This is a genomic window from Proteinivorax hydrogeniformans (assembly GCF_040515995.1).
In the GTDB taxonomy this organism is placed as follows: Bacteria; Bacillota; Proteinivoracia; order Proteinivoracales; family Proteinivoracaceae; genus Proteinivorax; species Proteinivorax hydrogeniformans.
In genome coordinates this window covers 956,164-980,852 of record NZ_CP159485.1, presented here as the reverse complement: position 1 = coordinate 980,852, position 24,689 = coordinate 956,164, and the positions used below count along the sequence as shown (strand labels likewise).

Here is a 24,689-nt window from a genome sequence, read left to right as displayed (position 1 = left end):
TTTTATTGTTTAGTTTTACTCAGCAGTTGCAGATTGCTCGCTAGTTTCGGTTTTTTGTTCATCTTCTGGTTGTCCACTTTTTTTAGCAGCTGCAAGTAGTAGAAGAATTAAAGGTACAGCTGCCCCTAAAGCAATCATGGTTATAGGGAAGTAGCTATCTAGCACAAATATTAAATGACTTACATCCCTAATTATAAACCCAGGTAACACCAGTAAAGCTGCAGTTGTAGGTAGCACTATCTTTTTATAGTCTCCTATCCCGATTATCTGAGTTATTGTGATTATTGCCATAAACCCAAACAGTGTAGTTGCTATATAAGCTGCAGCTATCCAAACACCGACAAAAATAACCTCTATATGCTCTAAAAAACCTCCTATTGATATGATTCGAGCCATATTAAATGAAGGATAATACATTGTGGAAGTTTGCTGGGGGCCAAAAATCGCCATGGTGGATAGGGCTCCTAAAAGAAGAGCTACTCCAACAGCGACTACAGTTAAAGCCCCCTTGTACTTTAGCATCGGCTTTAACTTGTCCTTATTTAGATATTTAAAAAATACTAGTAGAACAAGGGGGATTTGACATAGCCAGGCGAACCCCAAAAATGCTGCTTCTAGCACCGGCATCATTCCCCCTTCTAGAACTGGGGTTATGTTTTCAACTGTCATGCTAGGAGTTGCTAACAGTATCACTAAACAAATTACTATAAACCCGACCGGCATCACATAGACATTAGTTCTTACAATTGGCAAGGCCCCTTCGTATATCCCCATATAAACTACTATCATAAACAACACTCGTATGGCAATAGCCGGTGTCTCAGGCATTAAGGATATAACCATAAATTCCTCCAGCTGCCTAGTTATAAGCGCCGACGATAGCAAAAATGTTACGGCATATACTACACCAACTATTCTACCAGCTATACTTCCTAATAGCTCATCTAGAATCTCTATTATTGATTTTTCGGGAAACTTTAGCAGAAGAGATATGCTAATCATAACAAATGGTACAGCTACCGCAGTGCCAACAAGAACTGATATCCACGCATCTTGCAAGGCGGTTTTTGCCATTAGAAACGGCAAAAACAACACTGCAGACGCTAGCACCACACTTATGGATGCAAAAAATATCTCGCCTGCCACCAAATTTCCTTTTTCCATGCTATCGCCTCCTTAAGCTGTAATTTGACCTGTGCTTTCGATATTTGTCTCTACATCTATTATCACTTCAATTTGCGGGAATTGCTCTTGCCACTTTTGCGCAGACCATTGTTGCCGGTTTGTCCTTCTATATAGCGTTCCAAACCCTAAAAAGTCAGTTTCTGCTTTCTTAGCAATGTTTATTGTGTCCAGAACCGTCAGTTGGATAAATCTACTAGCTAAATCCTCTAACTCATCTATATCCATTTCGGTATGACTTTCGGTAATCGATAAAGTCTGGTCGATTTCGATTTGAAAGGTTAACTGACCTTCTACTTCTACTGGCGTGATTTCGACGTCTGTACCAAGGATAGTAAGTGAAACAAATTCTTCTTCGTCAACTTCTAAGGTTAGCGTTCCGTGACGTACTTGTTGTCGCAGGTACATAAGGCCTAAATTTTGCTTGTTATTTAACACCTCAACCATTTCATAGCCTCTGAAGACTGCGGTATCTGATATTATTAGCTGCTCCTCCTCTGAAACATCAACCATAGGTAGAAACAGTTCTCTATCTTCCTCTAAAATGTCAGTGACCACCTCAAAAAAGTCCTTTTTATATGCTCTAGAACGTTCCCAGTTGTACCTAAAGGTTTCTTCTAAAAGCAAAGCAGGTTGAGTTCCTAACTCAGGTTCAAATTCTAACACTTCTTCTAAGCTATCTTCTTTGGCTATCATAACTGTTGTATTGCCCCGAACCCTAATGTCTCTTCTAAAAAAGTCCATTATAGGTTCTATACCTTCTCTAGCTAGTTCTTCACTTAGCACAATCACCTTCAAGTGATTTAGATAGGGGCGTTTATTAGTTTTAGAAAACAGGTTATCAAAGGCATCAGAGATTGTTTTTCCTTCTCCCTCTATAACGAGGGCACCCTCACCTTCTTCGTCCTCCATATCCCCTCCCCCTTCTTGGCCGATATGAGCTAGTATTTTAATGCCGTTATCATTTTCTTCAACTCCCATAGCCAAAACAAAAGCAAGGTCTTCTAACTCTCTTCTTGACCAGCAACCCGAGGAGGGAATCGTTATCGCTATAATTAACAGAAAGGCTGCAATCCTTCTTAGTTTTTTTGTTAAACTATTTGTCAGCATCTTCGTCATTTTCTTCACCACCATATTGTTCGTTGTCCTCTTCATTTGAATCCTTAACTTCAGATTGCTGATCATCGTCAGAAGACGGGCCTTTCTTACCCATAGCAAACCATGGCGCCCTAACAAAGATATCCTTCATATCTCTTAGTTTAAATGGAGTCACAGGCGACATAAATGGAACATTAAAGCTCTGAAGAGCATTTAAGTGCAGCATTATGCCTATAAGGCCCATAACTAATCCAAAAATACCAAAGATGCTAGCTAATAAAATAAGCAAAAACTTTAATAACCTAAGAGAAATAACAAAAGAAAAATCAGGAATTAAAAATGAAGATACCCCTGCTGCGGCAACTATAATTACCATCTGGGGTGAGACTAACCCAGCTTCAACAGCTGCTTGCCCCATAACTAGAGCCCCAACTATACCCACAGCCTGCCCGGCAGCTGAAGGCAGTCTAAGCCCTGCCTCTCGCAAGGCCTCAAGTATTCCTTCTAGTAATAGTGCTTCCACCACAGTTGGAAAGGGTACCGGTTCTCTTATTGATGACATCGTAATTGCCAGCTGTGTTGGAATCATTTCCTGATGATATGTTGCAATAGCAACGTAAAAGGCGGTCAATGCCAACACCAAAACAAAGGAAAACATGCGCATTACCCTATTAAATGTTGCTATAGGAAACCTTTCATAATAATCTTCGCTAGATTGAAAAAACTGCCAAAAGACAGAGGGCACAATCATAGCCAATGGGGTGTTTTCTGTAATGATACCCACTCTGCCCTCTAACAGACTGGCTGCCACTTTATCTGGTCTTTCAGTGGTTGCAATTGTTTTAAAGGGGGTCATGGGGGTATCTTCGATCATTTCGTTTATTACATTACCGGAAATTACCCCTTCTATCGATACTTTTTGGATTCGCTTTTCAACCTCTTCAACTAGTTTTTCGTCAGCCACCCCTTTTAGATAGCAAATTACTATGTTTGTATTAGCTGTGGTTCCGACGGTTATTGGTTTTGTCATCAGATCTTGAGTTCTTAATCTTCGTCTTATCAAGCTTACGTTTGTCTGCAGGCCCTCAACAAACCCTTCTCGAGGCCCTTGAACTACAGCCTCCACCTGTGGCTCTGCCACAGCCCTCTCCTGCCACATTCGAGCTTCCACAATCCACGCCTTGTTATATCCCTCTAGGAAAAAGGCTGCTTTTCCTTCTACAATTCCTTCTAGTACATCATCCCACTTATCACTTTCCTCTATATCTAAAGCCGCAGGGATAGATTCGAGTATCTTTCCTAGGTCTTTAAACTTTTCTTCTGCTTTTTCTGGAACATTATAGTTGTATGTAGATAATTTTTCTAAGAAATAATTGCTGATTGATATATTGTCTGTCATGGTTTCAAGGTAACCTACGGCCATCTTAAGTTCTCCCCTAGCTCCCATAGCCATAGGCCGTAAAATAAAGTCCATAGTATCTTCAAATATAGTTTCTAAATGTTTAGTATTAACCTCTAAGGTTGTGGACACAAGTCCTTTTTCCTCAATTGAATCTTCTACTTCTTTTTCGATGGGTTTTCCTTTTTTTGGTTTTTTAAAGTCCATTGTTAGCACCTCTTTTGCAATAAATAACTTAAAAAACTCTAAGTTTATTATGCACAACATCATGATTTTTCATTAGCAAATATTTTTATACTTTCATAGATTTTCACCAATTTATAAAATGAGCTGTCCCTAAATAGGAATTTTTTATCCTATAAGGGACAGCTCTTTTTGTCTGTTCAAAAGAAAAGTAAAGATTAGCTTATTTTTCTCTTTCTTATTGTTTGAATAATTTTTGCGCAAACAAAAATTAGTGAAATAACTATAACTGACATTATTAACGGCCTAAATGGACTAAACCACCAGTTTACCTTAAACCATGTTACAGGATACCAAAGCAGCTCTGAAGCAGACATATCTTCTTCTTCTCCAATAGCTAATACATACTTCCCAGTTTGACCGTGAGGGTTGAACACAGCTATGTAGTAAGTACCATCCTGCTCTAAGTCCATTGAAAACTGTTGTTTTTTATAATATGAAGTTTGAGTAAATGGTTCAAAAAACTCCTCTCTGCTATTTCCTGGGGCTATAGGTATGCCTCCATACTGATCAGGCAAAATCTCATCATAGCCTTTGTTTAGTGCCGGAAATCCTTCTCCTATTAAAATCTTGTTGACCATAAAGTTGTGGTTTCCCTCGATTTGCGGTATTAGAATCTGCGAGTAGTATTTATCTCCTTTTTGACCTTCAAATTTAAAAAATTGCACTTCATACTCTTCTGTTAGCTCACTGTATATAGCTTTAGAATGTTGTATGTCTTCTACCTGCCAGCTTTTATCTATTGTACTTATATCCCTATCTATAAAAATACCCTCATGGGCGTGTATATGTGTACTGCAAAAAATAAGAAAAATAGTTAGAATTAAAACCTTTATTTTCATGTCTATCTCCTCGAAAAAAAGTATTAAAATATAGATTGTCCTTTTTAGGAAGATTTATACTATAAAAGTTGATGGTGGAGAGCAGAAAGTGCCCCTCTCGTTAATGTTTAATTCTTTATGAAAGAGTTGGTTGAAAATAAAGCTACTTGTCAGGGTTAACAGGGACTTGTGTGGAATTATCAATTTACCCTTAAAAAAAGTGACATATTTGGCTCCACTAGAATATATAGATAATGAAAGGAGGGATAGAAGACATGGGTATGCCAAATATTCCTGATATTAAACCTGATATTGATATAACTAGAGAAGAGGTAATTAACCTACTATTAGCTTCAATAGCATTAGAAGAGTTAGGTCTAGCTCATATAATTAATGCTGAAGGTGAGAAGCTACAAAAAGGAATGGAGTGCGCTAGTTTCGAGGAGCTACTTGAACTAAATAAAAGTGTTAAAAAGAATTTAGAAGCAGTTATTAAAAAGGAAATGTTACTTCAATTCAAGCTTGAAAATGTAATGGAACTAACCGATAAAGAAAAGAAGAAAAAACATTGTTAAATTAAAAGGGAGTCTAACATATTAGACTCCCTATACATAAGAGGTGAGGCGGCATGGAAAAATCGAAATACAAAGATGAGTTTTTCCCTATTGGTGCTAGTGTCATAGAAGCTGGCATAAAGCTTGAAGAGCAGCTAACAGACCTGCTAAAAGTACAAATCAAGGCATTAAGAAGCAAAACCACTGGTAAAGATTTTGATATCGATTTTATTGAAAAGACCAATGCCTATACCAAAACTATCATCATGGCGTTAATGATGGCCGATGAACAGATAAGAAGGGGTTTAGAGCTTTGTGAAAAAAGCAAACAACAAAAAGAATCCTAATCAACTTAATTAGGGTTCTTTTTGTTGTATATAGAAAAAATATTTATTGCGTGGCCCGCTACCCGGTAGGGGGATTCTTATTGAGAGCTAGTGCTCTCAACATTTTTTATTTAGCTTATACCTTGATCTAAATCTTCTATAATATCTTCTACATCCTCTATACCCACTGACAATCTAACTAGTCCAGGGGTGATTTTTGCTTCTAATCTTTCTTCTTCTGGTACTACAGAGTGAGTCATCGACGCTGGGTGCTGAATTAGAGAATCAACATCACCTAAGCTAACTGCTAGCTGGCATAGCTTAACAGAGTTCATAAGCTTAACTCCTGCATCATATCCACCTTTTAGTTCAAAAGAAATAAGCCCGCTAAAGCCTTTCATTTGCTTTTTAGCAAGTTCATGCTGTGGGAAGCTTGGAAGTCCTGGGTAGTGTACTTTTTCAACTGCAGGGTGCTGCTCTAAATACTCAGCTACCTTTTGAGCGTTTTCACAAGTTCTATCCATTCTTACAGCTAAAGTCTTTAGACCTCTAATTAGAAGCCATGCGTCAAATGGTGCAATTATACCACCAATATCTTTTAACGTTGTCATTCTAATGCCGTCCATAATCTCTTTACTACCAACTAAAATTCCAGCGACAACATCACCATGTCCACCTATATATTTTGTTGCACTGTGAAGAACCACGTCAGCACCTAACTCTAGTGGACTTTGCAGGTATGGAGACATAAAGGTATTATCAACGATAACAACAGCTCCCGCTTCTTTAGCAATTTTACTGATTGCTTCGATATCACAAAGCTTCATAGTCGGGTTTGCTGGAGTTTCTAGGTAAATAGCCTTAGTATTTGGTTTAATTGCTTCTTTAACTTTTTGAACATCGGATGTATCTACAGATGTGGCAGAAACATTATAGTCGCAAATTATTTCATGTAAAAATGAATGAGTACAGCCATAAATAGCATCAGAGTGTACTACATGGTCGCCACCTTTTAAGAAGTACATAAGCACTGCAGAAACTGCTGCCATGCCAGATCCAAAAGCTAAAGCAGCTTCCCCACCTTCAAGTGCTGCCATCTTCTCTTCTAACACCGCTTGTGTTGGGTTACCTAAACGAGTATAAATGTAACCCGATTCTTCACCGGCAAAGCGATTTGCACCTTGTTGAACGTTATCAAATACAAATGTAGATGTTTGATACAAAGGAGTTGCTAACGCACCATGAAGCTTGTCTGGCTTTTGACCAGCGTGCACTGCTAAAGTTTTAAAATCATGTTTTTTAGTCATAATGATACCTCCTAAATTCTTTTGCTATTAACTGTTGCAATATTCATACCAACATTTCTACCCTATGCCTTTAGGTTTCACAAGATTTAACAGGGGCCATGCGGAAATAAAGGTTTCCACATAACCCCTTTAAATTTACTAAAATCCTTTGTTGTTGCTACAATAGGTGTAAACTTTAGTTTCCGTTTTTGTAAACTATTGTTTCCACCCTGTGCTTTTTTAGCTTCTTTCTAACAGCTGTGTGGGATATTCCCAAAGCGTTTCCAATTTTCCTAGTCGTTTGATGTTTTTTTGCAGCTTCTAGCAAAAGCTTCTTTTCGAATGCATCTGTTTTTTCTTTTAACGTTTTGCCATCGTCGGTTTCTTCGCTTAGTTTTTGCTCTAAATTTAAAGCATATACATCAATATCTTCATTTATGGGAGTTAGTATAACTGCACGTTCTATTACATTTTCTAACTCTCTTACATTTCCCGGCCAATAGTAACTAAAGAGTGACTGCCTTGCTTTTTCGCTAAATGTTCCGACGTGCTTATCCATAACAGTTTGATATTTGTCCAAAAAATACTCTGCGAGGATTGTAATATCCTCTGCCCTTTCTCTAAGTGGTGGTATATTTATAGGAATTACATTAATTCTATAATATAAGTCTTCTCTAAATTTATTATTGTTTACCAGCTCCTGAAGTGGCTTGTTGGTTGCTGTAATGACTCTAACATCTATAGGTATCTCATGATTTGACCCGATACGCCTGATTGTTTTTTCTTGAAGAACTCGCAAGATTTTGACCTGGATATGCATAGGCATATCGCCGATTTCGTCTAAAAAAACAGTTCCTCCTTTTGCAAACTCAAATAGTCCCTGCTTTCCTTCTTTTCTTGCTCCTGTAAAAGCTCCCCCTTGATATCCAAAAAGCTCACTTTCTAAAAGTGCATGGGGTAAAGCTGCACAGTTTATTGGAACAAAGGGTTGTTTATTTCTCTCGCTATAGTTATGTATAGCTCTAGCGAACAACTCTTTTCCTGTGCCACTTTCCCCTTGTATAAGAACAGTGGCCTCACTTCTTGCAGATAGTTTTGCTAGTTCAACTCTTTGGGTCATTTTCTCGCTGTTAAAGACAATCTGGTCAAAGGTGATATCGTTAGGTTTAGTTAGAGAATACACAAGCTGTCTCACCTGTCTCATGTCTTGCATTGTTGCCACAACACCCATTGTGTTTCCATAATCATCTTTTATAGGTTTTCCTGTAGTTATGTAGTGGACCTGACTGTTGTTAATGTTTAAAATCATTTCTTTGTTTTCGTAGCCTTTTCCAGTTCTTAGAGTCCTTAACATAGGCACATCTTTATTTAGTACCTTACTGACATGTTTCCCCAAACTATTTTCCCCTGATAGATTTAAAATGTTTTGGGCCGCTTGATTTAATCCATTTACTCTCCCCTGCTGGTCGATGGACATGATTCCCTCGGAAACAGCTTCTATAGTTTCCGATAACTGCCTTTCTTTTTTTTCTATAGGAAGTACAGTAATTTCTTCGATAAATTCAATATCCCGATCAGCTTCTAACTCTTTTTTTAACTTGTCTTGCCTAGGTTGTGTATCAAACTTAATAAAAATTTCTTTAGGAAGAACTTCCATAGCTTGAATGTTTACTTCATGGATGTTGAAGATGTTCAATACGTCTAGTACCATTCCCACTCTGTCTTTTGTATGTATCTTCCACCGCATTTTAATCCCCCCCAAGATCAAAGATATAGAACTTTTTTAATAGATAGCCTCTAGCGAAGTGTCATTTTTCTAAAGCTGAATTAAATGAATGGCTGGTTGCTCAAATAATCCTGTTTTTTCAGTGTAATCGAACAAAATATAGACAGTTTCCTTTTTGCAATGAACTGGGTTATAGTCAAACTTTTCCACCATAATTTTTTTATAAATTTCTGTCGGTCTTTTACCTACAAGGTTTGGAAGATGCGCTGCTATGTGTTTTTCTTCTTTTAAGAATTCGAAGACCTTCTCTTTTAGCTTATTTTGTTGGCGAAAAAAGCTAGGCAAACTATGGGTTCTTTTATGTTGTAGATAGTCAAAAATAAGTAGCTCTTCTAAAACTACACTATCGAATTTTTGCTGCCCAAATTCTAATAAAATCGCAAACTTATTGTCATGTGATAAGTTTTTATTTAAAAGCCCCTTTTCTGCAACAAAACTATGTAACTCTTCAAAAAATTTGAACTTGCTACTGTATTTTCCTAGGATATAAGCTAAGGTATAATCAAATTTATGACTGTTGTAGTAAGTTTCTACAACTTCTTCTATATCCTTTAAGTAGCTTATGTCACTATAGCTCATATAGTTGTTTTCTAATATCTCATAGGGTGGGAATTTGTTATATTTATAGCCATGCTTTTCCGCCTCTTTTTTAACTTTAGAACCTTTAAGCATTTTTAGAAAACCTAACTGTAGCTTATGTGGTTTTAGGTTTATTACGTCATCAAAGGATTTTTGAAAGCTATTAAGATCCTCATAAGGTAGTCCAGCTATAAGATCTAAATGCTGATGGATGTTTTGCATATCGTTAATGGATTTTACCTTTTCGCTAAGAATATTAAAATCTGTAGTCCTGTTTATTTCTTTTATTGTCTTAGGGTTGGTGGATTGTACGCCTATCTCAAGTTGAACCCTGTTTTTAGGCATAGTGGATAAAATTTTTAAAACCTCTTTTGAAAGTAGGTGGGCTGTTACTTCTAGGTGAAATGTTGAGTTGGTATTAAGCTCTTTTATAAACTCAAGTATTTCTATGGTGCGTGAATTTTTGCAATTAAAAGTTCTGTCAACAAATTTAATAGTCCCATCTGTTTGAGCTAGTTGTTTAAGCTCCTTTTTTATCCTATCTATAGGAAGAAGCTTAACCTGTTTATGTGTGGATGATAGGCAGTAAGAGCAGTTAAACGGGCAACCCCTGCTTGCCTCGTAATATAGAAGCTTGTTTTTATAAGAACGCATATCTTCTCCGTCATAGGGGAAAGGCAAATCAGTTACATTAGCGCCAGCGTAATATCCTCCATCATGTTCTTGTGTTAAAATTCCATCGATCTTGAAAGCTTTAAAGCCAGCTTCTAATTGTCCTACTATTTTGGGAAAGTTCTCCTCTCCTTCACCTTTAATTATATAGTCGATATATGGATGTTGGTTAAAAAACTCTTTTCCTTCATAGCTTACTTCCGGCCCTCCGAGAATTATAGCAGTGTTAGGTAAAATCTGCTTTAAACTTTGACATATCTTTAAAACCATTGATATATTCCATATGTAACAAGAAAACCCAACTACTTCAGGTTTTTTTCTGTAAACTTCTGTTATGATTTCATCTAGATGGTTGTTTATGGAAGGTTCGTAGATTTCGCTTTTTACATCTGTCATATCTTTAATTTTTTGGTGTAAATATCGTATGGCGATGTTGGTATGTACATACTTTGCATTTATTCCTACAAGCAGTATATTCAATTATTTTCATCCTTTCATTTCTCTTATCATTAGTTTAAATTATTACTATTAAAAAAGCAATTATCCAAGTTCTTTCTTTGGATAACTGCTTTTTATGCTACTTATTTCTTTTAAACTCTTCTTTTATTTTTGCTAAAAGGTCTTTGTCCTCTATCACATCAAGACCGGTGTAAGCCATAGCTAGAGCTCCTTGTATCAGCCTCTCTTTTGCGATCTCGGTTACAGTTAAATCAGCCATTTCTTTTGAGTGGCTATTGACGTTGGGATGGTCAAGGCCTATATAAGGGTGAATCGCAGGGCAAACTAGGCTAACGTCCCCCATATCGATAGAGCCTGCTCCTTCTTGTGCTTTTTCTATATGCTCAATGCCAACTTGTTTTAGATTTTTACTAAAGGCATAAGATAATTCTTTATTGGTCTTTAGGTTGTCGTAGGAAGCTTCATAGTTGGTAATGTTGACAGTGGCCCCTGTCATCATTTCTGCGCCTTTGGCGATATTTTTTACCTTTTCCACCACTTCGTCAAGGTATTTCCTTTCCTTTGCACGTATGTAAAATTGCGCTACTGCTTTTTCCGGAACTATGTTAGCTGCCTCTCCACCTTCTTTTATAATTCCATGCATTCTAACATCACTAGTTACGTGTTCTCTTAATGCGTTAATGCCATTAAACAACATAATTACAGCATCTAGCGCGTTTATCCCCTTCTGTGGTGCTGCTGCGGCATGGCTAGGTTTTCCTATGTATTCAAATTGTATAGCATCCATAGCCTGTGAAGAACCACTTTCAGTTGATGTTCCCGCTGAAGGGTGTAAAATCATAGCCAGATCTATGTCTTCAAAAACCCCTTTTTTTACCATGTCCACTTTTGCACCGTTTGTTTCTTCAGCTGGTGTGCCTAATACCACTATTTTACCTCCGATAGATTCTACTATTTTACTTAAACCTATCCCTGCCGCTGCTCCCATAGTACCAATCATATTATGACCGCATCCATGTCCTACACCTGGAAGCGCGTCATACTCGCAAAGAAAAGCTATGCTAGGCCCTTCTTTTTTACTATCAAAAGTGGCTCTAAAAGCTGTTTTGCGACCTGCTACACCTTTGTCTATAACGAAGTTGTGGTCGGCTAGTAAGGAGGCTAGTTTCTCCACAGCTTTAAACTCCTTATCACCTAACTCGGGATTTTCGTATATGTACTGGTTAATGTCATAAAGTTCTTCTTGGATTTTTTCAATTTCCTTTTTTATTAGCTCTTTCATCGCTTATTCCCCCTCAATTCTTTTTTATAATTAATTATACCATAAAGTGAAACTTCAATCAGTGAGATGACTCTTCCTCACTGATTGTTAGTTGAACTAATCGGGCTTTTACTTATCTGTTGTTCTCACTTACAATTTATGGGTATCTTAACATAAAGTTAGGGCTTACAGCCAGTTAACCTGCGGTAAAGTGAAACTTCAATCATTGAGGTGACTCTTCCTCACTGATTGTTAGTTGAACCAATCGGGCTTTTACTGGCTGTTGTCCTCACTTACAATTTATGGGTATCTTAACATAAAGTTAGGGCTTACAGCCAGTTAACCTGCGGTAAAGTGAAACTTCAATCATTGAGGTGACTCTTCCTCACTGATTGTTAGTTGAACCAATCGGGCTTTTACTGGCTGTTGTCCTCACTTACAATTTATGGGTATCTTAACATAAAGTTAGGGCTTACAGCCAGTTAACCTGCGGCAAAATTAATCAACCCAGCTTTACGCTGGATTGATTTACTATGACAGTCTTTCGGGATAACGGATAGCCGCATCTATCACTACATCACCTTCACTTTTATTATATCTAACCATACCTATTATACCTTGATCATCTGTTGAGTTTAGGTAGTCAGCGGTAAAGCTTTGCAAAGCTTCTTGGCTATACGGATCTGAAAACTTGTTCACCTTTTGCAAATACTCTTGAGCAGGGACTTGAAGTATTTTATGTTGCACATTTACAGTTTTTTGTTTTATTTCTTTTATAGACATTATAAACCACCTCGTATTTAGTTTGAGGTGGTTTAGGTTATTGTATACCTATTTTAACTGGTTAAATTCAAATAATAGTGCATTTGGCTCTTTGCCAATTGCTTTTTGGTCTCGTTCATGAAAGCCCGACCTTACAAAGGTTTCTATGTGCTTTGAGTTCGGTATAAGCATAGTTTTCAGTTCTAGACCTTGCTGCTCCTTAATAACTTCAGTTAAGAGGTCTTGTACTCCTTGTATTGTACCTCCATAAAATACAATGCGTACGTCATCGCCTTCCTTTTTATAGGCCATTATGCTTTTGCCGTCTTCAGTCATTAGCACTCTTTCTTTTTGGCAAAGCTGTTTTATCGTTTCAGCAGCGATAGGGATAAACTTCCAGTGCATGTCAAAATAAAGTCCATAAGTAAGCTTATATTCTTCAACGCTTTGCATAAGATTTAACGCTCTGTTATAGTCTGTGCAGCGCACTACCTTGTGTTTTTGTTGTTGGGATTTTGGATCTTCGCTTAATACAGAGTAGTATCTGTCCTTTACATCAAAGCCATATTTTAAACCTGATTTTATACTACCTATTGCTGTCTTGTGGGTTGCAAAGCGTAGCGAATCTAACTGCATTTCTTTTGCTTTTTCCACATAAAATTTAGTTAGTAGGTAGGCATACCCTTTACCTCTATGCTCTTCCTTGACCCGTAAGCCCTCTAACCAACCATGCTTTTTGTATAAAAAAGCTAACTTAGAAAAAGCTCTTATTTCGCCATCGTTTTCCACAACTGCCACTAGCCCATCTTCTGCCCCTAACCAATTGTCTATGCTTCGCAAAAGATAGTCCCTGCCATTCCAAACATTGCGACAAATCTCTAGCATCTGATCTTTATCACTTTTTTTTGCAAACCTAATAGTATCTCCCATGTTTTCTCCTCCCCAGTTGTTTATTGAAATTATTTGTGTATTATACTCGGTACATCGACATTATTCTGCCTTTATACCATGTTTATCAATATGTCCAATTGGCCATTTGCCCGGTTTTATTGTCTTTTTACCATTTTCATAATAAATAAACTCTCCTATATACCATATAATCTTTTCTGTATTTATGCTTAAGACCTTAAATTGCACGTAAAACCGAGAGTCATCTGTGCTAAATAAATCTATTAGGTCACCTGGTTTAAACTTTGGTCTTGTAAACGGATAGCTTTTTTCTCTGCTGACTATTTTTATACATCCCTCTGAAGCTAGGAGTTGCTTATGCTGGCGACACTTTGTTTTTAATCTAATATACTTTTCTTCTAAGCTTAAAATGAAAGGTAAATGATTTTGATTCATTCCTAAATCGGCATAAACAAGGGTGCCATCGTTTGAGATTTCTAGCCCAACTTTAGGTGTGTGGCCGACGATTTGTCTGTTAATATTGTAGCGTAAACATTGATCTTTTAAGGATTTTTCAGTGAAGTTTCTGGCCCAAAAAGGACCCGTTTTGTTAAATAAGTCCTTTTGGTAGGCTTCTTTATTTTGCGATGTAATTGTTTGTTGTACCTTTTTATTTATTTCATCAATAGACCGCTTTTCATTTACAATTCCGCCATGTACAAAGAGGTTTTTTTTATATTTTACTGCTGCTTTATATTGACTTATCACTTTTCCAAAGTTACCGTTTAGGGAAAATTGATCGTAAAACTTTTGTGGAAGCTTAGCTAAAGGTTTACTTTCTAATGGATCTGGACCTTGATTCCATTCGCTGTAGACAGCATCTCCGCCATTAAAATACCAATGAAATTTTGCATAATTATTGCCCATGCCTGCAAAAAGAGCCATTAATTCGTGATTCCCGAGCAGTATTTCTATATCTGAATTAAAGTATTTTGCCTGTTTTTTTAATTTTTGAAAGTAAAGTACAACTTGCAGAGATTGCGGCCCTCTGTCTATGACGTCTCCTAGTTGGATAAGTAAAATATTCTCTCTTTGCCAGTTTGAATTTTTGTCGATGATTCTAGCCAGTTTTAGGGACTGTTTTAAAAGGTCCAGTCTTCCATGTATATCTCCTATAACATACACTTGCTTTGTCAAATAAATTCCCCCTTACTCCTTGCTAATTATAGTATATCTTAAATATTTAGACTAGCAAACTAATTTTTATAATTCAATTCACTTTATATCGAAATATTACATTTTAGTAAAATTCCCTGATATAAAAAGGGTTTGTAATTCTTTCCTAGAAATGTTAAACTTAAGACCATTGGAGGTGTTACTTTGATTAAAGAAAAAGCGCAAGAACTAGCAAACCTTATTAAAGGTTCTGAGCAATTTGAGGCTCTTAAGTCAGCTGAATCTAGACTTAAGTTAGACCCAACTGCTCAAGACTTGGTACAGAACTTTCAAGAGCTACAACAGAAGGTAATGGAAGCTCAATACAGCGGACAACAACCTGATTCTGCAGACATGGAGAAGCTTCAAAACATGCAAAATGAAATGAAGCTTAACCTTACCATTAAAAATATGGCTGAAGCTCAAGAAAACTTCGAGAACCTTATGAAAGAGGTCAACGAGACTGTATCTCAAGAGTTAAGCAAAGAATAAAAGAATCCCTCTGGGGATTCTTTTATTCTTTAAATGTATATTAACCTTTTTATTTTAATCCTATTTGCCTAAAGTAGTGTTAAATATTATAATAATTCTAAGAAGTGATAGGTGACTTTTTAGCAAGCGCCTACCATAAAGTAATATTAAGGAGGGTGTTTTAATTGAATAAATTCGGCAGCACTGATTTAAATATTAACCCCTTAGGATTCGGTGGTATCCCTATTCAAAGAATTAGCCCAAAGCAGACAGTAGAAGTTATTGCAAAAGCAAAGGATTTAGGCGTTAATTTCATTGACAGCGCTCAGGGGTACACTGATAGTGAAGAAAAAATTGGACAAGCAATTAAAAATCATAAAGACTACTGGGTGTTAGCTTCTAAAGCACCAGCTAAAGATGAAAAGTCTATGGAGGAAGCTATATATCAAAGTCTTAAAAATTTCGGCAGAGATTATATCGACCTTTATCAGATGCATTTAGTTTCGTCAGAAGATGATTTAAAAGAACGGCTTAATCCCGAAAGTGGTGCTATTAAGGCTTTACTTAAAGCACAAAAAAATGGGTACATAGGGCATATAGGTATTACCGGACATAGACCTGAAATTTTGGCAAAGGCGATAGATATTTATCCTTTTGTTTCAGTTCAGGCCCCTTATAATTTCTTAGAAACTCAAAGTGAAGACTTGTTAGTAAAGGCTGCTAATAAAGGGGTCGCAACAATCATAATGAAGCCGATGGCTGGTGGGGCTCTTGCTAGTCCAACGGCGAGCATCAAATATATTTTGCAAAAAGATTTTGTTACTGTTGCTATACCTGGTATGGAAAGCGTAGAGCAGGTTGTTGAAAATGTCACAGCTGCTAATAATTTAGAAATGACAAATGAGGAAAAGGATGGTATGGAAAAGGATATTCATGAGCTTCAACATAACTTTTGCCGCCGTTGTGAGTATTGTCAACCTTGTCCTCAGGGAATAAAAATACATTCATGCTTTATCTTCCACGGTTATCATAAAAGATATGGTCTAAAGGATTGGGCGCTACCACGATATAAAACATTACCAACACCAGCTTCTGCTTGTACTGAATGTGGTTTATGCGAAACTAAGTGTCCTTATGAATTGCCTATAAGGGAAATGCTTAAAGAGGTTGCCTGTGATTTTGAAAATTAAACATTAAAATGCACACAATTAACTATTGTGTGCATTTTTTTACAGTTGACTGCTTCGATTACCCATGTTAAACTAGCATAGTCAATTAAATAGTGTACCTCACTAAACAGTGAGGTAGAGGTGCGGAAATTATCAGTACTTTTGAGGAGTTATGGAAACTTTGATTCAAAAGGAAAGGAATGACCGCCGAAGGAGGGCTTTGTCCATAGAAGTTTTCTCCTGGGCTTACAGTTAATAGCTGTGAGACTGTCACAGTAGATAACCCGTATCTACTGTGGAGTGCTATCTCTTTTTGGGATTTAGTTGGGGTATCCAATACTTTGTTTTTAACAGTCTGGATATTTCTAGGCTGTTTTTTTATTTTTAATTTTTTATTAAGGAGAGTGTTTTAATATGGAAAACTCAATTTTGGTTTTACTGCCTCCGGTAATAGCTATTGTTATGGCTATTATAACTAAACAAGTTATTTTTTCATTGGGGTCAGGAATTATTATAGGAGGTCTAATGCTCAATGGTTTTAACCCATTATCAACTTTGGAGTATCTAAGCACCACTTTAATGGAAAGTGTAGCAGACCCTAAGTGGAATACTCCTATAATAGTGTTTTGTTTGCTGCTTGGAGGTATAATCGGGATGGTTAGTCGTAGTAAGGCTACTATATCGTTTAGCCACTGGGCTGCTAAAAGGGTAAAAACCCGTCGTGGTGCTATGTTAACAACCTGGATTTTAGGAATGCTTATGTTTATTGATGATTACTTTAATTCATTAAGTGTGGGTGCTGTAATGAGGCCGATCACTGACAAAATGAACGTTTCAAGAGAAAAGCTAGCTTACATTCTAGACTCAACTGCAGCTCCTGTTTGTATTATTGCACCTGTGTCAACCTGGATTGCTTTTGTTATGTCTATCATGGCCGAGGAATTTACTCGTTATGGAATTGATAAAAATCCATTTTCAGCTTTTATATCTATTATTCCTTTCAATTTTTATGCTATTTTAGCTCTAGTAATGGTAGTTTTCATAGCAATTGTCGGTAAGGATTTTGGTCCGATGAAAAGGGCTGAAGAGATGCAAAGTCGAGCTACTTCTGTTAAACAAGAAGAAATCTCTTCGAACAGCACTGTATGGGATTTAGTGATTCCAATCGGAAGTTTGGTGTTCATGACTTTACTTGCTATGATATGGACAGGTGGATACTTTACCGCAGATATCAGTCTATGGGTTGCCTTTACGGAAAGTGACCCAGCCTTTTCGCTAATTTACGGTGGCTTAATAGCAGTTGTTATAACATTTGCGATGTATGCCATTAAAAGAACACTGCCATTTGGCGAAATTTTTGAGAGTTTTGTTGATGGAATGAAAACTATGATGGGTGTTATTGTTGTTTTAGCACTTGCATGGACTATCGGAGCAGTTATCGGAGATTTAAATGTAAGAACATATATAGCTGATATAGTTGCAGATGGTTCAATTCCGATGTTTTTAATTCCCGTTACTATGTTTTTAATCTCTGCGCTAGTTGCTTTTTCTACGGGCAGCTCGTGGGGTACGTTTAGTATAATGGTTCCTATTGCTATTGCTACAGCAGTAGCGGGTCCTACGTCGTTTATTTATGCTGCCTTAGGTGCTGTACTTGGTGGAGCTGTTCTTGGCGATCATTGCTCCCCAATCTCTGATAGCACTATTTTATCCTCTGCTGGTGCTGACTGTTCGCATATAGATCATGTTAATACTCAGTTACCATATGCTTTAGTGCCTGGAGGTTTTGCTTTAATTGGCTCGATTATGGTAGGGGTAGGTATAAACCACTATATTGTGCTAACACTGTGTATAGCAGCCATGCTAGGTTTCCTGCATGTTATATTAAATAAGAACTAGAAAAGAAGATAGGGACAAAACCCATGATCAGGTCAGTTCAGGGTTTGTCATTTATCTCTGGGCTAAGGTAGTCCTCTGCTGTTTTTCCACATGCTCGACACCTTTGTCTTATAAGTCGACATGTCCATGTCTCTGACGTCAATGAAAGATAGCTTAACGCCAAAGGCTTACTCACAGGGAAAAAAGACGCAGATGACTAATACGCCCTGCCAGCAAATGACAAACCCTTCAGTATGCACAAGGGGTCTAACTCTATCCAACAATCCAACTAACCAACCATCTTCTATCTTACTGGTTTCCTGAAGTCATCCTGAGCTACGCCGAAGGATCTAGCCCGCAAGGGCGCAAGACCCACGCTAATGTCAAACCCAAGTAGGTCAGTTCAGGGTTTGTCATTTACTTATGGGCTAAGGTAGTCCTCTGCTGTTTTTCCACATGCTCGACACCTTTAACTTATAAGTCGACATGTCCATGTCTCTGACATCAATGAAAGATAGCTTAACGCCAAAGGCTTACTCACAGGGAAAAAAGACGCAGATGACTAATACGCCCTGCCAGCAAATGACAAACCCTTCAGTATGTACAAACGGTCTAACCCTATCCAACTATCCAACTATCTAACAATCCAACTATCCAACTATCTCACTAGTTTCCTGAAGTCATCCTGAGGCACGCCGAAGGATCCAGCCCGCAAGGGCGCAAGTCCCACACACGAGCCCCACCTTTCACTTTTCAACTTTCAACTTTCAACTTTATTACATTCAACTTTATTACATTCAGCAAAAAATGGTTCCAATCATCATTTTGATGATTGAAACCATTTTTTATTTTTTGGGCTAGATACATCCCAGCTTTTTTTAGTTTACTCTTGCTCAGTTTCTTTTTCATTGCTTTCTACGCTATTTACGTTTTCATCTTCTCCGTTTTCATCATCTTCTGGATCCTCGTCATCATTTGGATCTTCATCATCATTTGGTTCTTCTTCATCATTTGGATCCTCATCATCTTTTGGATCTTCTTCATCATTTGGATCTTCGTCGTCTTTTGGATCTTCTTCATCTTTTGAGTCTTCATCACCGTCTGAGTCTTCATCACCTTCACCTGTATCTTGCTCATCTTCAAAGTCATCGTCATCTCCAGGTTCTTGGCCATCTTCGATACCTAGGTCCTCTTCACCTTCTTCGTCTATTTCTTCTTCCTCTACCCAAGGGTTTTTCATTTCGATATTTCTCCATGTAGGCTTAAATCCAAAAACTTCTTTTATAACTGATATGCGCTGATGCTCATTTAGCATTACGTAGCTTACGCCGTTAGCATCCTTAGCAAACCCACCTTGCAGGGTATGAAACTTAATATCATCCATGTCCACCTGATTTGCAACTAGAGCTAAGGCTGTGATTTGAGCAAAGGTTAAGTCTGTTTCCACCATATCATTTACCTGTCTATATAACTGTGGCACCTTAGGTATCATTTTGGCTTGCATCATTTGCTCGAAAGCAGCTTTCATAAGCTGATTTTGCATTTCAATTCGTCCAAAATCATTTACCTGTAATGATGTCCTATCTCTAGCAAGGTACATAAAATTTTCACCATCTAAAACTTGTTTTCCCTGCTCAATTCTTAACCTAGTCCGTCTACGGTTATAAACATCACCTGGTACGTAAAATTCCACACCGCCAATTAAGTCTACGATTTCCTCAGCACCATCCATATCTATAGAAACATAGTTATGAATCGGGATATCGCTTAGCACCCAGCTCATAGTTTCTAAAGTATAGCGAAAACCTTCTTCCTTTTTTGATTCATAGTCAGTTCCCTGTCCATACCTTTGGCCGTAATAAAAGGCATGGTTTATTTTATCTTTACCCCCACCTCGATTAGCAATTTTCACATATGTGTCTCTAGGTATATTTATTACATCCACTGTGTTTTTTTCTATATCAATTGAAGCTACAAAAATAGTATCCGGACGATAGAAAGAATCCTCTCTGTCATCGGCATCATCAAATCCCAAAAAAGCGATATTCACAAAGGAGCCTAAAATATTCTCAGGATCCAACTCCTCCCCTTCAACCTCACCTACACCTGTTGGTGTATATGCCTCAAAAGCGGAGCCAGCATTATAGGCTTGCTGAGTAAAGTCCCCAGCTTGTGCTACTGCTGAAAGGATGAATAACGAAGCTATAAATATCATTATTCTCTGTTTGTTTTTAGCGATAAACTGCCATGTTCTTTTCAACGTACTTTTCAAAAATTGTCCCCTCCTTAAACTGTTAACAATGGGAATCGGTTATTAAAATTTAATGCCCCATTATATGATATATATGTAGCTAGCCATCTTATTAACAATAATGACTAAAACCATACATAAACTTTATAGTAATATAATACATTATTCTAGTTCAATTTTCTAGGACAAATATCCTATTAGTTTGCCCTATTTATTTTTTTATATTCAAAAACCAGCTACCTTTTTGATAGCTGGTTTTTGCGCGTAGCAGCTCAACAAGCGGCTTTCGCTTTCCGATCTATTTTTTTATCCCTTTACCCGTTCACATATATAGACGATTTAAACGGGAAAAAGTTTCACTTTTTGGTAAAAAAATTATTTTTTTCTATTATTTTTTTCAATCCTTGACTACTTAAAGTCTCTTTTGCATAGTTATATTGTTTTTTTTCCATAGATGGTATGCTTTTAAAATGACCTTTCACACCGTGGTTTCGATAGGGAATCAAAACCAAAGGAGGGTGATCACCCAACGATAAAACGAAGTTAGCCAGCTTTTTAAGATCATCAACACTATCATTTATCCCCGGAATCAAAACATATCTAAGCTCATATAACTTGTTCTGTTTATGCACAGCTCTTACGGTTTCGAGTATGACTTCGTTTGAAGTTTTAGTTATTTGATGATGTACATCATCATCAATAGCTTTTATGTCTAGCATGAAAGCATCTGTTAGAGGCAAAAGATATGATAGCCCTTCACTGTCTATATTGCCGTTACTATCAATAAATATAGTTAGTGCGGTCTCTCTCTTAAGCAGGGAAAATAACTCTATTAGAGCCTGCCACTGCAACGTACACTCTCCACCAGATACTGTGATTCCTGTAATAAAATCTTTTCTTTTTGCAATATAGTCATATAACTGTTGTACTGTATAAGAATTTACTTTGGCATCTGGTATTGTCTCTGGGTTATGACAATATCCACAATTTAAGTTACATCCTTGCAAAAAAATCGCTAATCTGTTTCCTGGCCCATCTACAAAAGAAAAATCAATTATTTTATTGACATACAAACTATTCATGTAGCTTTCTTACCTTGCGATTTAAAATCCGCTGATTAACTACAGCTTCCGCTCCTAGATTTCCAGATAGCTGAAGATTTTTCTTGTTATTGCTAAAGTTTTCTAGGTCAGACCTCTTTATAAGGTAGCCTGTAATTCTTATAAGCTCGCTATCCTCTTGGTTTGCTGTAAAGGTTCTGATTCCTTGCTTCATAGCCCCTTTAATTATGTCACACATGGCCTTTGGGTTATCCTTGACAGTTTGATCAAATATAAATATATCACTTATCCCAGAGTTAAAATATTTGTGCATTGGGATTACTGTACATAAGTGCTGATACAGCTCTGGCTCGTCGCCTATTGGGATTCTTGTTCCCGGTGTCTCATCAATGTCATCAGAAATGCCAGATTGGGCGTGTAGAGTCAGTTTATCTTCTGTGCCTTGGCAATAAACAGCATCTACACTCATTAAATGGTCATAAATTTTTTCTACTATTTTTAGGCCTATGCTATTGGCCTCTTCGTCCTTGCCATACGTACCTTTGCTAAACTTATTAACTACTTCTGCTAAACCAAAAATACCTACCATAGATGTGAATTTATCTAAATCAATCAAACCCTCTTGGGCGAGAAAATCAGATTCAAAAAACTTAGCGTCTTCCACCAAAAATTTGTTTCTCGAGTTAGCTAGCTCTGAAGCAGCGTCTACAGCTGCCGGTATCAAGTCATGCAAATATTCTTCTAAGCTTTCACTTTTATTAGCAAGCTTTAAAAGGTTAATTCTTATCAGGGTATGGCTGCCCCCTCCTATTAAAAGGTTGTTATAACAGCTAACTACACCATAGTCACCTAACTGTTCTTTAATAAGAGGATGATTGTGGAAATGAGGTTTACCCGTAACCAGCGCAGTTTTAGCTGCTTCTTCTAAAAGTTCATCATCGGTGATTTTAGGTGAATACTTTAATGAGATGTTAGGCACTGGTTGTTTCAATTCTCTCTCTGCTTTTAAGATAAGTCTTCCTACTAGCGTGTTTTCTGGTCCTATATTCATGTGACAAAATCCGTCTGCTAATACCCTATCTATAGCGATTAAAAACCACTTGATAATCTTATAAACTTCTTCTTGGGACATACCCTTTGTAAAAGGTTGTAAAAGTTTATCTACATCACCTAAATAAACAGGTTTGCCGGTTATAGATGGAACATGGTTGTACGCAATTAAGAGGGTTTGAGTAGCCTCAAAAAGATCTTGCGGAGGGTTTAACCCTAAAAATTCACTGCCGTTTTCAAATAGCTTTTGATAGTTAGGCAAAACATACCTAGGCCGATAAGGAGCATTCCCTTCATGAAGGTCACAAAGAACTCCTTCATCATAAAGCTTTTTAGTGGAGGTAGAAACATTAATTCTTGGAAGAATATTTTCACCTTCTACTGATAAAAAGTGTTTTTTCTGAGCGGTTGTCAAAGCTGTATCTGATATAATAGATAATACTTTTTCTTCTTTTTTCTGCATTATTAAACTCCTCCTTTAAATCTATTATATCAAAAAAACAGAAATAAAAAACACAAGTGTTCAGTTTAGACTGATCCTAACTTGTGTTTTTATTTTTTTGCATTTTTAACATAAAATAAGTTAGATAATATGTAAAAAACTCCTTAGTAAGATTATTCCTTATGTAATCTGGTCGGCTAGTTAACTTGTCTTTTGGCAAAATAGGAGGTTCAAAGTACCGCTCATTATAGCAGCTCATAGCCCAATTTTCAGCCCACTTCAGCTCACTTTTAGATAGAATTTCAACAGCAATTGTGATAAAAATATGGAGCTCTAGTTTGTTTAATATTAGGTAATTTAGCTCGTGATGGCTTTTCTCCTTTAGGTAATTATTTAAAAACAAAACTCCTTGTTTTAGTTTTGCTTCGTATTGCGGAAAGCGCACCAAATGTAAAGCTTGAATTACTTGCAGGGTTTTATAAGGGCAACTTTGATTGGGCTCAAACTTTTTACACCCCTTTCCCCATCCCCCATCTTTACTTTGCTGTTTTACCACTTTAGCAAAGCTTTTCCTTATCCTTATGTCTAATGGTGGAAAACCTGCCAAAAGTAATGTCTTTAACAAAAAACTATCCACCCCATAGCAGTGAGTAATTTCCTCTGATGATTGCCCCAATATGGCAACCCATCTATAGTTTTTGTCCTGATATTGCAAAACATGCCTACAAACTTTATGTATTTTAGGATCCGAGATATCAAAACCTCGTTGAACAAGAAGCAACAATGTAGAAGGAGTGCCGTCCCAAACATTACCATGGCCAACGCTTCCATCTTCTTTTTGTTTTTGGGTTACCTCTTTGTATATTGAATCACTTTTCAGTTTGATCTTTAAAGTTCTTAAAGAACACTGGGGCATGTTCAATATATTTTTAGCAGTAAGATAACGCACATTGTCATTTGTGTCTTCGATGAGCCATTCTAAGGTTTGCATTTGGTTAAACATGGTGTCGCCTCCCGCCCTATATTTCCCATAAGGTACTTTTCGACTTAAAATGACCTTTTTCCTGCTAAAAACTTGTTATTTTCCAATATATGAAAAGAAGACTGGGCATATCTAGCCAAAAGTAATAAAATACGGTTCAGATTATCAACTTTTGATGATCAGAACCGTTTTTTTACTGAATATAATAAAGTGGAAAGTGGGTTCGTTGCGTGGGTCTTGATTACCACTGCTAAAACAATTGGCCGCGAAAACGTATAAATTAGCTACATGCTGGGTCTGAAACTCACTCCAAATTTGCTTATTCTGCTTGGTCTGCAAATAAATGGGTTTCATTAAACTGGAGGAGATTTTGCTAATAATATACACTTTATAAGAACAGTGTCTATATTTTATACCTGCTGCATTTAAAACAGGGGTTTTCCTACATGCCACCTAATATGAATGGGTTTGGACCAAGCATGTAGCTTGTTTCGTTATGTTTACCGTGGCCAATTAGGGTTTGAAATTAGCGCCCTTGTGGGCTGGATCCTTCGGCTGCGCTCTCAGAATGACGTGCGGGATGACTCTGCGGAGATTCTCCCCCCCTATTTTGTTATGGTGGTTTTTACTAACATCTAACCTCATACTACTGATTACCATTACTAAAACAATTGGCCGCGAAAACGTATAAATTTGCTACATGCTGGGTCTGCAAATAAATGGGTTTCATTAAACTGGAGGAGATTTTGCTAATAATATACACTTTATAAGAACAGTGTCTATATTTTATACCTGCTGCATTTAAAACAGGGGTTTTCCTACATGGTCACCTAATATGAATGGGTTTGGACTAA

The 24,689-nt window shown here is 37.1% G+C and carries 20 protein-coding genes and 1 riboswitch; of the genes, 5 read left to right on the top strand and 15 right to left on the bottom strand.

From position 1 onward, the window contains the following. Positions 1-15: 15 nt before the first annotated feature. The 4 genes from PRVXH_RS04650 to PRVXH_RS04635 form a co-directional block, all read right to left on the bottom strand. Positions 16-1,164, bottom strand: a complete 1,149-nt coding sequence (locus PRVXH_RS04650) for an endospore germination permease (RefSeq protein WP_353894150.1) — start codon at positions 1,162-1,164, stop codon at positions 16-18. A 12-nt stretch (positions 1,165-1,176) separates the two neighbouring features. Continuing rightward, positions 1,177-2,301: a Ger(x)C family spore germination protein gene (locus PRVXH_RS04645; protein ID WP_353894149.1), complete on the bottom strand. Its 1,125-nt coding sequence runs from the start codon at positions 2,299-2,301 to the stop codon at positions 1,177-1,179. Then, positions 2,279-3,886 carry a spore germination protein gene (locus PRVXH_RS04640; protein ID WP_353894148.1) on the bottom strand — a complete coding sequence of 536 codons (1,608 nt, stop codon included), beginning with the start codon at positions 3,884-3,886 and terminating at the stop codon, positions 2,279-2,281. The genes PRVXH_RS04645 and PRVXH_RS04640 overlap by 23 nt, the downstream gene beginning before the upstream one ends. Positions 3,887-4,080: 194 nt before the next feature. Beyond that, positions 4,081-4,764, bottom strand: coding sequence for a hypothetical protein (locus PRVXH_RS04635; protein ID WP_353894147.1), 684 nt, complete (start codon positions 4,762-4,764; stop codon positions 4,081-4,083). A 254-nt stretch (positions 4,765-5,018) separates the two neighbouring features. Between PRVXH_RS04635 and PRVXH_RS04630 the strand changes: the two genes are divergently transcribed. Next, complete coding sequence (locus tag PRVXH_RS04630; RefSeq protein WP_353894146.1) at positions 5,019-5,318, top strand: hypothetical protein; 300 nt, start codon at positions 5,019-5,021, stop codon at positions 5,316-5,318. A 53-nt stretch (positions 5,319-5,371) separates the two neighbouring features. Beyond that, positions 5,372-5,644, top strand: a complete 273-nt coding sequence (locus PRVXH_RS04625) for a hypothetical protein (protein WP_353894145.1) — start codon at positions 5,372-5,374, stop codon at positions 5,642-5,644. Between the two features lie 110 nt (positions 5,645-5,754). Here PRVXH_RS04625 and megL read toward each other — a convergent pair whose 3' ends face one another. From megL to PRVXH_RS04590, 7 genes are all read right to left on the bottom strand, one after another. After that, complete coding sequence (megL, locus tag PRVXH_RS04620) at positions 5,755-6,936, bottom strand: methionine gamma-lyase (RefSeq protein ID WP_353894541.1); 1,182 nt, start codon at positions 6,934-6,936, stop codon at positions 5,755-5,757. Positions 6,937-7,105: 169 nt separating this feature from the next. Further along, complete coding sequence (locus PRVXH_RS04615; protein ID WP_353894144.1) at positions 7,106-8,656, bottom strand: sigma 54-interacting transcriptional regulator; 1,551 nt, start codon at positions 8,654-8,656, stop codon at positions 7,106-7,108. 69 nt (positions 8,657-8,725) lie between these two features. Continuing rightward, the gene (locus tag PRVXH_RS04610; protein ID WP_353894143.1) at positions 8,726-10,426 is read right to left on the bottom strand and encodes a B12-binding domain-containing radical SAM protein; all 1,701 of its coding nucleotides are present in this window, start codon (positions 10,424-10,426) and stop codon (positions 8,726-8,728) included. 97 nt (positions 10,427-10,523) lie between these two features. Next, complete coding sequence (locus tag PRVXH_RS04605) at positions 10,524-11,687, bottom strand: M20 family metallopeptidase (protein ID WP_353894142.1); 1,164 nt, start codon at positions 11,685-11,687, stop codon at positions 10,524-10,526. Positions 11,688-12,197: 510 nt separating this feature from the next. Continuing rightward, positions 12,198-12,449 (bottom strand): hypothetical protein, encoded by a 252-nt coding sequence (locus PRVXH_RS04600; protein WP_353894141.1) that lies wholly within the window; start codon positions 12,447-12,449, stop codon positions 12,198-12,200. Between the two features lie 48 nt (positions 12,450-12,497). After that, the gene (locus PRVXH_RS04595; protein ID WP_353894140.1) at positions 12,498-13,358 is read right to left on the bottom strand and encodes a GNAT family N-acetyltransferase; all 861 of its coding nucleotides are present in this window, start codon (positions 13,356-13,358) and stop codon (positions 12,498-12,500) included. A 60-nt stretch (positions 13,359-13,418) separates the two neighbouring features. Then, complete coding sequence (locus PRVXH_RS04590) at positions 13,419-14,513, bottom strand: metallophosphoesterase (protein WP_353894139.1); 1,095 nt, start codon at positions 14,511-14,513, stop codon at positions 13,419-13,421. 183 nt (positions 14,514-14,696) lie between these two features. Between PRVXH_RS04590 and PRVXH_RS04585 the strand changes: the two genes are divergently transcribed. From PRVXH_RS04585 to PRVXH_RS04575, 3 genes are all read left to right on the top strand, one after another. Next, complete coding sequence (locus tag PRVXH_RS04585; protein ID WP_353894138.1) at positions 14,697-15,023, top strand: YlbF family regulator; 327 nt, start codon at positions 14,697-14,699, stop codon at positions 15,021-15,023. A 164-nt stretch (positions 15,024-15,187) separates the two neighbouring features. Next, a complete protein-coding gene (locus PRVXH_RS04580) occupies positions 15,188-16,192 on the top strand; it encodes an aldo/keto reductase (protein ID WP_353894137.1) in 1,005 nt (334 codons plus the stop codon). A 107-nt stretch (positions 16,193-16,299) separates the two neighbouring features. Further along, a riboswitch (Lysine riboswitch) is annotated at positions 16,300-16,485 on the top strand. Between the two features lie 100 nt (positions 16,486-16,585). Then, positions 16,586-18,070, top strand: a complete 1,485-nt coding sequence (locus PRVXH_RS04575) for a Na+/H+ antiporter NhaC family protein (protein ID WP_353894136.1) — start codon at positions 16,586-16,588, stop codon at positions 18,068-18,070. Between the two features lie 862 nt (positions 18,071-18,932). Here PRVXH_RS04575 and PRVXH_RS04570 read toward each other — a convergent pair. From PRVXH_RS04570 to PRVXH_RS04555, 4 genes are all read right to left on the bottom strand, one after another. Next, positions 18,933-20,321: an LCP family protein gene (locus PRVXH_RS04570; RefSeq protein ID WP_353894135.1), complete on the bottom strand. Its 1,389-nt coding sequence runs from the start codon at positions 20,319-20,321 to the stop codon at positions 18,933-18,935. 335 nt (positions 20,322-20,656) lie between these two features. After that, positions 20,657-21,382, bottom strand: a complete 726-nt coding sequence (locus PRVXH_RS04565) for a radical SAM protein (RefSeq protein WP_353894134.1) — start codon at positions 21,380-21,382, stop codon at positions 20,657-20,659. Beyond that, positions 21,375-22,874, bottom strand: a complete 1,500-nt coding sequence (locus PRVXH_RS04560; RefSeq protein WP_353894133.1) for a YjjI family glycine radical enzyme — start codon at positions 22,872-22,874, stop codon at positions 21,375-21,377. The genes PRVXH_RS04565 and PRVXH_RS04560 overlap by 8 nt, the downstream gene beginning before the upstream one ends. A gap of 76 nt (positions 22,875-22,950) precedes the next feature. Then, the gene (locus tag PRVXH_RS04555; protein WP_353894132.1) at positions 22,951-23,856 is read right to left on the bottom strand and encodes a hypothetical protein; all 906 of its coding nucleotides are present in this window, start codon (positions 23,854-23,856) and stop codon (positions 22,951-22,953) included. Positions 23,857-24,689 lie beyond the last annotated feature (833 nt).